The 13050-nt window shown below is 61.9% G+C and carries 13 protein-coding genes and 1 pseudogene; 9 read left to right on the top strand and 5 right to left on the bottom strand.

What is annotated here, in order from left to right; translation table 11 throughout:
• Both AC2VLV_RS15275 and AC2VLV_RS15270 read left to right on the top strand, forming a co-directional pair.
• Window positions 1-180 (top strand): annotated as a pseudogene (locus AC2VLV_RS15275) (ribonuclease HII); the annotation flags it as partial.
• Window positions 177-965 carry a TrmH family RNA methyltransferase gene (locus tag AC2VLV_RS15270; RefSeq protein ID WP_486990797.1) on the top strand — a complete coding sequence of 263 codons (789 nt, stop codon included), beginning with the start codon at window positions 177-179 and terminating at the stop codon, window positions 963-965. The pseudogene AC2VLV_RS15275 and the gene AC2VLV_RS15270, both read left to right, overlap by 4 nt.
• Window positions 966-978: 13 nt before the next feature.
• On the opposite strand, the gene AC2VLV_RS15265 is transcribed toward AC2VLV_RS15270, so the two are convergent.
• On the bottom strand, window positions 979-2037 hold the full coding sequence (locus tag AC2VLV_RS15265; protein WP_486990796.1) for a hypothetical protein: 1059 nt from the start codon (window positions 2035-2037) through the stop codon (window positions 979-981).
• A 12-nt stretch (window positions 2038-2049) separates the two neighbouring features.
• Window positions 2050-2868 (bottom strand): posphoenolpyruvate synthetase regulatory kinase/phosphorylase PpsR, encoded by an 819-nt coding sequence (gene ppsR, locus AC2VLV_RS15260; RefSeq protein ID WP_486990795.1) that lies wholly within the window; start codon window positions 2866-2868, stop codon window positions 2050-2052.
• 140 nt (window positions 2869-3008) lie between these two features.
• Here ppsR and ppsA point away from each other — a divergent pair, with 140 nt between their 5' ends.
• The 6 genes from ppsA to dnaB all read left to right on the top strand — a co-directional run bounded on the left by ppsA (window position 3009) and on the right by dnaB (window position 8486).
• A complete protein-coding gene (ppsA, locus tag AC2VLV_RS15255) occupies window positions 3009-5396 on the top strand; it encodes a phosphoenolpyruvate synthase (RefSeq protein WP_486990794.1) in 2388 nt (795 codons plus the stop codon).
• Between the two features lie 158 nt (window positions 5397-5554).
• Window positions 5555-5917, top strand: a complete 363-nt coding sequence (rpsF, locus tag AC2VLV_RS15250; RefSeq protein ID WP_486990793.1) for a 30S ribosomal protein S6 — start codon at window positions 5555-5557, stop codon at window positions 5915-5917.
• Window positions 5914-6219 carry a primosomal replication protein N gene (priB, locus tag AC2VLV_RS15245; protein WP_486990798.1) on the top strand — a complete coding sequence of 102 codons (306 nt, stop codon included), beginning with the start codon at window positions 5914-5916 and terminating at the stop codon, window positions 6217-6219. Before rpsF ends, priB begins: the two co-directional genes overlap by 4 nt.
• 3 nt (window positions 6220-6222) lie before the next feature.
• Window positions 6223-6510, top strand: a complete 288-nt coding sequence (gene rpsR / locus AC2VLV_RS15240; RefSeq protein ID WP_486990792.1) for a 30S ribosomal protein S18 — start codon at window positions 6223-6225, stop codon at window positions 6508-6510.
• 15 nt (window positions 6511-6525) lie between these two features.
• On the top strand, window positions 6526-6978 hold the full coding sequence (gene rplI / locus AC2VLV_RS15235) for a 50S ribosomal protein L9 (protein ID WP_486990791.1): 453 nt from the start codon (window positions 6526-6528) through the stop codon (window positions 6976-6978).
• Window positions 6979-7127: 149 nt separating this feature from the next.
• On the top strand, window positions 7128-8486 hold the full coding sequence (dnaB, locus tag AC2VLV_RS15230) for a replicative DNA helicase (protein ID WP_486990790.1): 1359 nt from the start codon (window positions 7128-7130) through the stop codon (window positions 8484-8486).
• 23 nt (window positions 8487-8509) lie between these two features.
• Here dnaB and AC2VLV_RS15225 read toward each other — a convergent pair whose 3' ends face one another.
• From AC2VLV_RS15225 to AC2VLV_RS15215, 3 genes are all read right to left on the bottom strand, one after another.
• Entirely contained in the window at window positions 8510-10186 is a 1677-nt protein-coding gene (locus AC2VLV_RS15225; protein WP_486990789.1) for a PhoH family protein, read from the bottom strand.
• 249 nt (window positions 10187-10435) lie between these two features.
• Window positions 10436-10900 (bottom strand): peroxiredoxin, encoded by a 465-nt coding sequence (locus AC2VLV_RS15220; protein WP_486990788.1) that lies wholly within the window; start codon window positions 10898-10900, stop codon window positions 10436-10438.
• A 154-nt stretch (window positions 10901-11054) separates the two neighbouring features.
• Window positions 11055-11429 (bottom strand): Mth938-like domain-containing protein, encoded by a 375-nt coding sequence (locus AC2VLV_RS15215; protein ID WP_486990787.1) that lies wholly within the window; start codon window positions 11427-11429, stop codon window positions 11055-11057.
• Between the two features lie 258 nt (window positions 11430-11687).
• Here AC2VLV_RS15215 and AC2VLV_RS15210 point away from each other — a divergent pair, with 258 nt between their 5' ends.
• Window positions 11688-12920 carry a pyridoxal phosphate-dependent aminotransferase gene (locus AC2VLV_RS15210; protein ID WP_486990786.1) on the top strand — a complete coding sequence of 411 codons (1233 nt, stop codon included), beginning with the start codon at window positions 11688-11690 and terminating at the stop codon, window positions 12918-12920.
• Window positions 12921-13050 lie beyond the last annotated feature (130 nt).

Genomic DNA, 13050 nt, shown 5'->3' with positions numbered 1-13050 from the left:
CTGGCGCAGCGCTACCCGGGCTATGGTTTCGAGCGCCACAGCGGCTACGGCACGGCGGCGCACCGCGCGGCATTGCTTACACTGGGGCCCTGCGCCGCACATCGCCGCAGCTTTGCCCCTATCCGCCGCCTGTTGGCTCAGTCTATTCGCCCTCCCACGTTGAAGGACGTCGTGTCGTGAAGCGCATTACCTCGGCTGAAAACCCGCTGATCAAAACCCTGCGCAGCCTGTCCACCGAACCGGGCGCGGTGCGCAAGCTCGGCCAGGTCTGGCTGGAAGGCATTCACCTCATCGAAGCCGCGCTCGCCGCAGGCCATGCCGCCGAGCCGCTGATCACCACCGATACAGGCTTGCTCGACCCGGAAATCGCTGCGTTGGTCGAGCGCGTCGGCACCACACAGACGGTGGTCTTGCATCAGGCCCTGTTCAACTGGATCACCGCGGTGGAGAACGGCCCGCCGGTGGGTATGCTGATCGCCCGTCCCAAGTCGTCCAAGCCCCGTCCGGGCAGCGCGCTCATCCTCGACCGGGTGCAGGACGCCGGCAATGTGGGCACCATGTTGCGCACCGCCGCGGCGTCGGGCTGCGGCGCGGTGTATCTGCTGCGGGGTTGCGCCGGCGTGTGGTCGCCCAAAGTACTGCGCTCGGCCATGGGCGCGCACTTCGTCATTCCGGTGTTCGAAGATCCGCCCTGGGAGCAGGTGCTCAACATCGTGCCGCGCCCGATCTATGCCACGCACATGCAGGCTGACACGGTGTTGTACGAACTTGATTTGAAGGAGCCCGTGACCTGGATCTTCGGCAACGAAGGGCAGGGTATTTCAGATGCGCTGGTCGCCAAGTGTTCCGCGCTGGTGCGCATTCCCCAGGCCGATGGCGTGGAGTCGCTCAACGTCGCGGCGTCGGCGGCGATCTGCCTCTACGAGGGCGTGCGGCAGTCTCAGTTCAGCAAGCCGCCGGGCTGAGGCTCGTTTCGTTTCAGGCTGCGGGCTTGCGCAGCAACGCCAGCGACAGCGACTGGGCCGAGGCCCAGACCCGGCCACCCAGACTCATGTGGGTGACGTGGAGCTTGACTTCATTTTCGGCGGCCATTTTTTTCAGCGCCTGCATTTCGGGCCAGTCGCGCAGCTCGCGAATGCTGCCATCGAAGCTGAGCTGAATCACCGGGGCGGCAAGCGCGTTTGTCCAGATGGCTTGCGCCGCCGCGTCGATCACCCGCGACGCAGCCGACTTCCATTTGCTCGTCCGCGCTTCCAGACCGAACTCCCCGGCCTTGCAACTCAGCACCGGATAGCGGTGCATGATTTGCGTCAGGCGCGTGCTGCAGGCCTGCACCCAGGGAGACAGATCGGGATGCTCAAGCCGCCCCAGCGTGAAGGCGACATCGGCGGGATGACCTGGCGCCAGCCACACCTCGGTCTGGTCGGCCAGCGTTTGGGCCAGTCGCCGAAGCCCCGGGATATCGCCCATGCGCATCTCGGGAGAGTTCAGCAACAGGCGCGCCTGCAGGGCCGGGCCGCTCAGCAGCGAACGGGTGTTGATGACCTCCAGGGCATAGTCGGGCCGGAGGTGGCGTTCGCGGCGCAGGTGGGTGATTTCGTCCTGATGGTCTTTGAACATCTGCTCCACGCTGCGGCTGGCCTCCACCAGAGCGGGGTGGGTGGCGAGCAGCAACAGCCGGTCGAAGTTGAGCGCCAGATGCGGGTGCATGCGGTAGCTCAGCGCCTCGACGGAGGGCGCGCTGACCTCGGCGCTGCGGATGCGCTCGTGGCTGAGCTGGCGCGACACGGTGCGGACTTCCGCCGTCCCTTTGTCCAGCAGCGTTCGGCCCGGCCACTGGATGGTCAGCGGCAGAATGCGCACCCGCCGGTCCGCCGCCATCGTGCCCGACAGATCGGTGCCGGCATCGACCATCAGCCCGGTGAGTGGAATCTGCGCCCGGTCGGGGTCAATGGGCAGCGCTTCTTCGCGTTCGGGAATTTTTTGCTGGGTCGAGGCGAACCCCAGTAGGTAGGCGTTTTTATCGTCGTCGTGCATGGCGGGTAGCGCTCAATATTCCAGCCGATCCGGGCGGATCTGCTGCAGGATGGTGGTGGCGATCTCTTCGATGGACTTGTGTGTGGACGACAACCAGCGGATGCCCTCGCGCCGCATGAGTTTTTCCGCCTCACTCACTTCATAGCGGCAGTTGTCGAGCGCCGCGTAACGGCTGTTGGGCCGCCGCTCGGTGCGGATCTCGCTGAGCCGCTCGGGGGTGATGGACAGCCCGAACAGTTTGTGCCGCAAACCGTTCAGCCCGTCGGGCAGGCTCATGCGTTCGAAATCGTCGGGAATGAGCGGATAGTTCGCCGCCCTCACGCCATGCTGCATGGCGAGATAGAGCGAGGTGGGTGTTTTGCCGCAACGCGACACGCCCACCAGAATGACTTCGGCCTCGGTCAGGTTGCGGGTGGACTGGCCGTCATCGTGCATGAGCGAAAAATTGATCGCGTCGATGCGGTTGTGATACTGCGGGCTGTAGGCCGCATCGGAAAATCGCCCGATGCGATGGTTCGATTTGGCGCCGAACGCCACTTCGAGCGGTTGCACGAAGCTGTTGAACATATCGAGCACCAGCGCGCGGGCGCCCTGAATGATGTCGAGCACATCCGGATGCACCAGGGTGACGAAGACGATCGGCGGCTTACCCTCGACGCGTTCGACCTCGTTGATGCGCTCGACCGCATGCACCGCTTTCTCCACCGTATCGACAAACGGCAGACGAATGCGGTGTGGCTGCACGTCGAATTGCGCCAGGATGGAGTTGCCGAAGGTCTCGGCAGCGATTCCGGTGCCGTCCGAGACGAAAAAGACCGAGCGGTTAGGCATGTGTCAGCGTTCAAAACCTAGAATGAGCCGCATTGTCAGTGTGACTTGCGAAGACGGTGATACCAACTCGAACAAGACATGTCATTTTCGCCACAGATCACGCCGAGCCCGGTTTTTTCATTCTATGAAGGACTTTCATCATGACCCAGCAAAACACCGCCCACAGCGGCAATGAGCTCATTTTGCAGCTCGATGATGTGCGAATGAGCGACATCGATCAAGTTGGCGGCAAGAACGCGTCGCTTGGAGAAATGATCAGCCAGCTCTCCGGCAGCGGGGTGCGGGTTCCGGGTGGGTTCGCCACCACGGCGCACGCCTTCCGGCAGTTCCTGCGCAGCGGCGGGCTGGAGGGGCGCATCGAGGCGATGCTCGCAGAACTGGACGCCGACGATGTGCGGGCCCTGGAGCGCTGCGGCGCGCAAATCCGCCAGTGGGTGATCGAAACGCCGTTTCCGGCCGATCTGGAGCAGGCCATCCGCAGCGCCTATGCCGATCTCACTGCGGGCAATCCAGAGGCTTCGTTCGCTGTGCGGTCTTCAGCCACGGCGGAAGATTTGCCCGACGCTTCGTTCGCCGGGCAGCAGGAAAGCTATCTGAACGTGAGCGGCATCGACGCGGTGCTCGAAAAAATCAAGCACGTCTTTGCCTCGCTCTACAACGACCGGGCGATTTCCTATCGGGTGCACAAAGGTTTTGTGCACAGCGATGTGGCGCTATCGGCCGGTGTGCAGCGCATGGTGCGCAGCGACAAGGCAGTGTCCGGCGTGATGTTCACGCTCGACACCGAGTCGGGCTTTCCGGATGTGGTGTTCATCACCGCGTCCTACGGCTTGGGCGAAACGGTGGTGCAGGGGGCGGTGAATCCCGATGAGTTTTACGTGTTCAAGCCCACGCTCAAGGCGGGCAAGGAGGCGGTGATTCGCCGCAATCTCGGCTCCAAACTGATCCGCATGGAGTTTGCGCCGGCAGGTTCGCCGCATCTGGTGCAGACGGTCGACACTCCCTCCGAACTGCGCAACCGCTACTGCCTGACCGATGACGAGGCGCAGGAGCTGGCGCGCTTTGCCATGACCATCGAGGCGCATTACCAGCGCCCCATGGATATCGAGTGGGGCAAGGACGGCATCGACGGTCACCTGTACATCCTGCAGGCGCGCCCCGAGACGGTGAAATCCAATGGGCACACGCGTACCGAACAGCGCTACACGCTCAAGGGCAAGGGCGCCGTGCTGGTCACGGGTCGCGCCATCGGTCAGAAAATCGGCGCCGGGCCGGTGCGGGTGGTGCATTCCATCACCGATATGCACCTCGTTCAGGCGGGCGATGTGCTGGTTACCGACATGACCGACCCGAACTGGGAGCCGGTGATGAAAAAGGCTTCGGCCATCGTCACCAACCGCGGGGGGCGCACCTGCCACGCCGCCATCATTGCCCGTGAGCTCGGCATTCCCGCCGTGGTCGGCTGCGGGCATGCGACCGACGTGCTCAAGGATGACATGCTGGTCACGGTGTCCTGCGCGCAGGGCGATACCGGCCAGATCTACGACGGCCTGCTCGAAACCGAAGTGACCGAAGTCGCCCGCGGTGCCATGCCCGAGGTGCCGACGAAGATCATGATGAACGTGGGCAATCCGACCCTGGCCTTCGATTTTTCGCAGGTGCCCAACCAGGGCGTGGGTCTGGCGCGGCTGGAGTTCATCATCAACAACAATATCGGCGTGCATCCCCGCGCGGTGCTCGAATATCCGAATATCGACTCCGATCTGAAGAAGGCGGTGGAGAGCGTGGCGCGCGGCCATGTCAGCCCGCGCGCGTTTTATGTGGACAAGCTGGCCGAAGGAATCGCCACCATTGCCGCGGCGTTCTATCCCAAGCCCGTCATCGTGCGCTTGTCTGACTTCAAGTCCAACGAGTACAAAAAGCTCATCGGCGGCTCGCGCTATGAGCCGGATGAAGAAAACCCCATGCTGGGTTTCCGCGGAGCGTCGCGCTATGTCTCGCCCGATTTTGCCCAGAGCTTCGAGATGGAGTGCGTCGCCCTCAAGCGCGTGCGCGAACAGATGGGTCTGGACAACGTCGAGATCATGGTGCCCTTCGTTCGCACGCTTGGTGAGGCTGAGGGCGTCATCAATCTGCTGGGCCGTCACGGCCTCAAGCGTGGCGAAAACGACCTGCGCGTCATCATGATGTGCGAAGTGCCGTCGAACGCCGTGCTGGCCAAGGACTTCCTGCAGTATTTCGATGGCTTCTCCATTGGCTCCAACGATCTAACCCAACTCACCCTGGGGCTGGACCGCGACTCCGGCCTGGTGGCGCAGGCTTTCGATGAACGCGATCCGGCGGTGAAGGTGCTGCTGGCGCAAGCCATTGCCGCCTGCCGCGCCGAGGGCAAGTATGTGGGCATCTGCGGTCAGGGGCCGTCCGATCACCCCGATCTGGCGCAATGGCTGATGGAGCAGGGCATCTCGTCGATCTCGCTCAATCCCGACACCGTAATCGCAACCTGGCAACGTTTGGCGAAACATTGAGACGCTAAAGACGATTCGTCTATAATGCTCGGTTCCTTGCCGCACCGGTTGTGCCTGAATTGACGCTTTTTGCGCTCCGGGCGGCTTCTATCCACAAGGACAGCGCGTAGGCCTCACCCTAAGGGGGGCTGCGCCCTGCCGCATTTGAAGGAATCTGCATGCGTCACTATGAGATTGTGTTGATTTTCCACCCGGATCAAAGCGAGCAAGTGCCCGCGATGATCGAGCGCTACAAGAGCGCCGTGACCGCCAAGGCGGGCCAGATCCACCGGGTTGAAGACTGGGGCCGCCGCCAACTGGCCTATCCCATTCAGAAGCTTGCCAAGGCGCATTACGCCTGCATGAATATCGAGTGCGACCTGGAAACCCTGCGCGAACTCGAGCACAGCTTCAAGTTCAACGATGCCGTGCTGCGCAGCCTGGTGATCAAGACGGACAAGGCCGAAACCGCGCCTTCCGTCATGATGAAGCAGGTCGAGCGCGATGAGGCTCGCAAGGCACAGCAGGAGCAAACGGCCTGAAAAGCGGCCTGATCAATCGGCTCGAACTTCAGGGCGTTTTGGCCGAGCGGGGCGAACTCCGCTACACGCCGGCCGGAATCGAAGCACTGGATTTTGTGTTGCAGCATCAATCAACCCAGTCCGAGGCAGACATGCCTTGCGAAGTGCAGCTTCAGATCGGCTGCGTCGGGTTTGGAAAGATCGCTCACGAAATGCACCGCCTCAGCCCTGGAGTTCTGTTGCAAGTTTCCGGTTTTTTGCGTGCATCGCGTCGCGGCTCGCGCCAGATGAAGTTGCACGTCACACAATACATTGAGGTTTGAATCATGGCACCACCACGCAAATTCGACAAAAAGAACGACCCGAAGCGCCGTCGCAACCAGCAATCGTCGCTGTTCAAGCGCAAGCGCTTCTGCCGCTTCACCGTCGCCAAGGTTGAGCAAATCGACTACAAAGATGTCGACGTGCTCAAGGATCTGATCGCGGAAAACGCCCGCATCATTCCCGCCCGCCTGACCGGCACCAGCGCGCACTACCAGCGCCAGCTCAACACCGCCATCAAGCGTGCGCGCTTTCTGGCGTTGCTGCCCTACACCGACCTGCACAAGGGCTAATCCGGGGACGACATCATGCAAATCATTCTTCTTGAAAAAGTTTTGAACGTCGGCAATCTGGGTGACGTGGTCAAGGTCAAGGACGGCTACGCCCGCAACTTCCTGATCCCCAAGAAAATGGCGCGTCGTGCCACGGCTGCTGCCCTGGCGGAGTTCGAGGCGCGCCGCGCCGAGATGGAAAAGCTCGCCGCTGAAAAGCTGGCTCAGGCGCAGGCCGCTGGCGAAAAGCTGGGTGGTCTGGTTATCACCCTGGTGCAGAAAGCCGGCGTGGATGGCCGCTTGTTCGGCTCCGTGACCCACGGCGACGTGGCGGATGCCCTGGCCAAGCAAGGCATCGAAGTGAACAAGTCGCAGGTTCGCTTCCCGGCGGGCCACGTCAAGACCACGGGTGAGCATCCGGTTTCGATCGCCCTGCATACCGATGTCGTTTCCGACATCACCCTGCAGGTCAAAGCCGAAGCGATGTGATCGCGGGGTTTTTTGCGCTTGATCGCGCTTGATACAAGGGCCGCGAATGCGGCCCTTGTTGTCTCTGCTTCGTTTCTGGTTTGTGCCGCCGTGTGCGGCACAATGCCAAGTCGCTTTTTATTTTTGGATGGCATTTGCCGCCGACCGCCATGCAAGACCAAGCCCTTGACGCCATTCGCACCCCGCCGCACTCCATCGAGGCAGAGCAGTCGGTGCTGGGCGGGCTGCTGCTCGACAACCAGGCCTTCGACAAAGTGGCCGATTTGCTGGTGGCTGCGCAGTTTTACCGGTTCGAGCACCGAGCGATTTTCCAGGCCATCGCCGACCTGATCAATCTGAGCAAGCCGGCCGACGTGATCACCGTGCTGGAGGCGTTGCAATCCATCGGCAAGCACGAGGAATGCGGCGGGCTGCCCTATCTGAATTCGTTGGCGCAGTGCGTGCCCAGCGCCGCGAACATCCGCCGTTATGCCGAGATCGTGCGCGAGCGCGCGGTGCTGCGCCAACTGGTGACGATCAGCGACGATATTGCGCAGAATGCGCTCAACCCGCAAGGGCGGGGGGTGCAGCAGATTCTCGACGAGGCCGAGTCGCGCATCTTCGCCATCTCGGAGGAGGGGGCCAAGTCCGCCGCGGGCTTCCAGTCGATGAAGGGTCTGCTGGGCGAACTGCTCAAGCGGGTCAGCGAACTGGCCGAACGCGGCGGTGCCGATACCACCGGCGTGCCCACGGGCTTTGCCGATCTGGACCGGATGACCGCGGGTCTGCAGCCAGGCGATCTGGTCATCGTCGCCGGTCGTCCTTCGATGGGCAAGACGGCGTTCTCGCTGAACATCGCCGAACATGTGGCCATCAACGAACAACTGCCGGTGGCGGTGTTCAGTATGGAAATGGGCGCGTCGCAGTTGGTGTTGCGCGTGGTGGGTTCGATGGGCCGGATCGACCAGAGCCATCTGCGTACCGGCCAACTCTCCGAGGACGAGTGGACGCGGCTGCCCGAAACCATCGAGCGCTTGCAAGACGTGCACATGCACATCGATGAAACCCCGGCGCTCAATCCGCTGGAACTGCGGGCGCGTTCGCGGCGTCTGGCCCGTCAGTTCGGCGGGCGGCTGGGTTTGATCGTGGTCGATTACCTGCAGCTCATGTCGTCGTCGCGAGACGGCGAGAACCGCGCCACTGAAATCTCCGAGATTTCACGCTCGCTCAAGGCTCTGGCCAAGGAACTGCATTGCCCGGTGATTGCCCTGTCCCAGCTCAATCGCGACCTCGAAAAGCGCACCGACAAACGACCGGTGATGAGCGATCTGCGTGAATCGGGCGCCATCGAGCAGGATGCCGACGTGATCCTGTTCATCTACCGCGACGAGGTCTACAACAAAGACTCGAAAGACGCGGGGGTGGCTGAAGTCATCATCGGCAAACAGCGTAACGGGCCGATCGGCGTGGTGCATCTCGCCTTCCTCAAACCTCTGACGCGGTTTGAAAACCTGACGCGCGAATTCTGATCGCGCGCCAGCTTCTCCCGCGCTTACAGCACTTCGCTGGCATAGTCGGCCAGACGGCTGCGCTCGCCTCTGGCCAGAGTGACGTGGCCACTGTGGCCCCAGCCCTTGAAACGATCCACCACAAAAGTCATGCCTGAGCTACCTTCGGTGAGGTAGGGCGTATCGATCTGCGCGATATTGCCCATGCACACCAGCTTGGTGCCGGGGCCCGCGCGGGTGATGAGGGTTTTCATCTGCTTGGGCGTGAGATTCTGGGCCTCGTCGATGATGACGTACTTGTTGAGAAACGTGCGGCCCCGCATGAAGTTCATGCTTTTGATCTTGATCTTGGAGCGGATGAGATCTTGCGTGGCGGCCCGGCCCCACTCGCCGCCGGAGTTGCCCCCTTCGCTCTGATTGAGCACTTCGAGGTTGTCGTCGAGCGCGCCCATCCAGGGGCCCATTTTTTCTTCTTCGGTGCCCGGTAGGTAGCCGATGTCTTCGCCCACGGGAACGGTCACGCGGGTCACAATGATTTCGTTATACCGCCGGGCGTCCAGCACCTGAGACAGGCCCGCGGCCAGCGCGAGCAGGGTCTTGCCGGTACCGGCCTGTCCCGCCAGGGTGACGAAATCCACATCCGGGTCCATCAGCAGGTTGAGGGCGAAGTTCTGTTCGCGGTTGCGCGCCGTGACGCCCCAGATGGCGTTTTTCTGGTGCGTATGGTCGCGCATGACCTGCAGCACGGCGGTGTTCGCGCGGATTTCCTTCACCCGCGCGTAAAGCGGCGGGGCGCTGCCGCTCTCCCAATAAACCGCCTGATTGACCAGCATCTGCGCGACGAACTTGCCCTGCACCCGGTAGAAGGTGTTGCCGCCCTGCTGCCAGCTTTCCACTGACTTGGCCTGCCGGTCCCAAAAATCTGGCGGCAGCACCATCATGCCGGTGTAGAGCAGATCGGCGTCGTCGAGCGTCTTGTCGTTGGCGTAATCCTCGGCATGCAACCCCAGGGCGCGGGCTTTCACGCGCATATTGATGTCCTTGGACACCAGCACCACGGGCCGCTCAGTATGGATGTGCGTGAGGTCTTGCAGCACCGCCAGGATCTGATTGTCCGCCTTGCCCTGAGGCAAGGCGATGGGCAGCTCGACATCGTGCGCGCGGGTCTGGAAGAACAGGCGTCCCTTGGCCTCCGCATGGCCGGTGCGATTCAGTGCGATACCCTGGTCGATGCCGCTGCCAGTGTCGGCCACCAGGGCATCGAGCTCGCGGCTGACCTGGCGGCCATTGCGCGCCACTTCTGAGAGGCCCTTTTTGTGCGCGTCCAGTTCTTCCAGCGTGACCATCGGCAGATAGATGTCGTGCTCTTCAAAGCGGTAGAGCGACATCGGGTCGTGCAGCAGCACATTGGTGTCGAGGACGAAGAGCTTGGCGGGTTGCTGGGCAAGGGGCGCTCGCTTGGGCTGCACCGCTTTCTGGGCGGGACGATCCGCCGCAGCCGGGACGGCCTCACGCGGTATCGGCTGGCGTGTTTGGCGCGTGGATGCCACGGGCTGCGCCGCCGCCGGTACAACTGCGACAGTCGGCGCGGTCTCTTGAGACATTGGGTGGGTCTTGTCGCGCGCCGTGGTCTTTCGTGAAGAGGGGGGCGTCTGTGTGGCCGACGGAGCAGCTTGGGTCAGCAGGCTGCCCATGGACTTGGGTGGGGGAGGCAGGGGCATGAGGCGTATGGATAGTCTTGCAGACGTGGGAAGGGGATGGATGCTGATTCAGGGGTGGATAGAAAACCGAACCGCAACAAAAAACCGCTGTCCATCGTGAGACGGTACAGCGGCTTTCACATAGTTGGCCACCTCAGGATGAGAGGAGCGCCTGCTGTCGATGCAGAGCATGCGCAACCCGCCTTGAGGGCACAGAGTGCTGCGGAGTCTGATGTTCAAAACAAAGCGCCGCGTTGGGGTGATTGGGGTTCAGAGTTTCTGGATGACGTCGAGTACTTCGTCAACGTGTCCAGCGACTTTGATCCCGCGCCATTCCTGCCGCAGGATGCCATCAGCATCGATGACGAAGGTGCTGCGCTCGATGCCCTTGACCTTCTTGCCATACATGATCTTGTTCTTCACCACGCCGAACATGTGGCAGAGCTTTTCTTCCGTATCGGCGATCAGGTCGAACGGCAGTTCGAGGTGCTCCTTGAACTTTTCGTGCGACAGCAGGTTGTCGCGCGAGATGCCGAAAATCACGGCATTGGCCTGCTCAAAGGCTTCGAAGTTGTCGCGGAAGTGCATGGACTCGGTGGTGCAACCGGGTGTCATGTCCTTGGGGTAGAAGTAGAGAACAATTTTTTTGCCCAGATAGTTTTTCGGGCTGAATTGCACGCCACTGGTGGCGGCGGCTTCGAAATCGGGAACCACTTTATTCAAGACCAAAGCCATGAAGTCTCCTGCTGGGCTGCTGCATCGTTTCTCCTCGTTCTGATCAGTTATGAATACTGCTGAGGGAAACGGAAGGACGTAAAAGCCTCATTTTATCTTGCCGCGCGAACCAGGGCCGATTCACGCTATTTCGTGTCGTTCCGCGCCGGTCCGATCATTCGATCATCAGCGCGGCCAGCACATGACGACCTTCGCCGGCCAGAATGTTGTAGGTACGACAGGCGGCGGCGGTGTCCATGACTTCCCAACCAATGCGGCGCGAGATGAGTTGGCGCATCAAGGCGGCGGGCAGTAGGTGCTGCTCTCGGCCCGTGCCAATCAGCACAACCTCGGGCAGCGGATCGAGCAGCAGGGCGTCGATGTGCGGGGGCAACAGCGCGCCGACATGCTCGGCGCCCCAGGGCTTAGGCGACTGCAGCGGGGCGAACACGCAGGCGCTGGTGTGGCGCACGCCGTTGACTTCGACGTAGCCCGGCCCGTAGGCGGAGACCATCTGCGTATCGGGGGAGAAGTCGGGCTGGAGTTTCATGACTGCGGGGGTGCGGGCCGTTACATCGGGCTCACGCTGGGCGGGCGTGGGGGAGCGGGCGGCGCAAACCGAGGGAAATGCAGGGGTTGAAGGCACAGATCAAGGTAAATTATAGGGTTCGCCCTCCGTATGGCGGGTGGGCGCGGGTCTGAATCCCCTACCCTGAAGAGATGTGCTCAGGATGAGGATCGGTTGCCAGGGTGGCAGCACGCACGGTGTTTGTGCGGACGCTTTTTGTAGGCTGAGAGTGAGGTGGTTGTGCGCGAATTCCGTAAGTCCGACAAGCTGGCCGATGTCTGTTACGACATCCGTGGTCCCGTGCTCGACAAGGCGCGGCAGATGGAAGAGGATGGTCAGCGGATCATCAAGCTCAATATCGGCAATCTGGCCGTGTTCGGCTTCGAGCCGCCCGACGAGATCGTGCAGGACATGATCCACAACCTGCCCAGTGCGGCGGGCTATACCGATTCCAAGGGCTTGTTTGCCCCGCGCAAGTCCATCGTGCATTACACGCAGGAGAAGGGCATTGCCGGGGTGGGCATCGACGATGTGTTCATCGGCAATGGCGCCTCTGAACTCATCAATATGAGTATGAACGCGCTGCTCAACAATGGCGACGAAGTGCTGATTCCCGCGCCGGACTACCCGCTCTACACGGCGTCGGTGGCGCTGTCGGGTGGCAAGCCGGTGCACTACATCTGCGACGAACAGTCGGATTGGTATCCGGACATTGCCGATATCCGCAGCAAGATCACGCCCAACACCCGGGCCATCGTGGTGATCAACCCCAACAACCCGACTGGGGCGCTGTACCCGCGCGAGTTGCTCGAAGAGATCGTGCAGGTGGCGCGTGAACATGAACTCATCGTGTTCGCCGACGAGATCTACGACAAGACGCTTTACGACGGCAACACGCACACCAGCATCGCCTCGCTGGCAGACGATGTGCTGTTCATCACCTTCAACGGCCTGTCGAAAAACTACCGTTCCTGCGGCTACCGCTCGGGCTGGATGGTGGTGTCGGGCAACAAACGTCATGCGCGCGACTACATCGAGGGGCTGACCATGCTGGCCTCGATGCGCCTGTGCGCCAATACGCCGGGCCAGCTGGCCATTCAGACCGCGCTGGGCGGCTATCAGAGCATCAAGGATCTGGTCGCGCCGCAAGGGCGTCTGACCAAACAGCGCGATCTGGCCTATGAACTGCTCACCCAGATTCCGGGTGTCAGCGTGGTGAAACCGAAAGCGGCTCTTTATATGTTCCCGCGGCTCGATCCCAAGATCTACCCCATCGCCGACGATCAACAGTTCGCCTATGACCTGCTGGCGCAGGAAAGGGTGCTGATCGTGCAGGGCACCGGCTTCAACTGGCCGCAGCCCGACCATTTCCGGCTCGTTTTTCTGCCCAATGCCGACGATCTGACGGAAGCCATCGGCCGCATCGCGCGCTTTCTTGAAACCCTCCGCAAGCGCAGCCGCGCGGCGGCCTGACTGCCTGACTTCCACTCCCGTCCTCTATGAAACCTTTACAGATTGCCCTTCTCGGCGCGGGCACCGTCGCCAGCGGTGTGGTCAAGGTGCTGGCGCGCAACCAGGAAGAGCTGCAGCGACGCGCCGGGCG

The sequence above is a fragment of the Thiomonas sp. TH-17 genome, from assembly GCF_057473305.1.
Note: the sequence above shows the minus strand (reverse complement) of the source record. Positions and strands in the feature narration are given on the sequence as shown.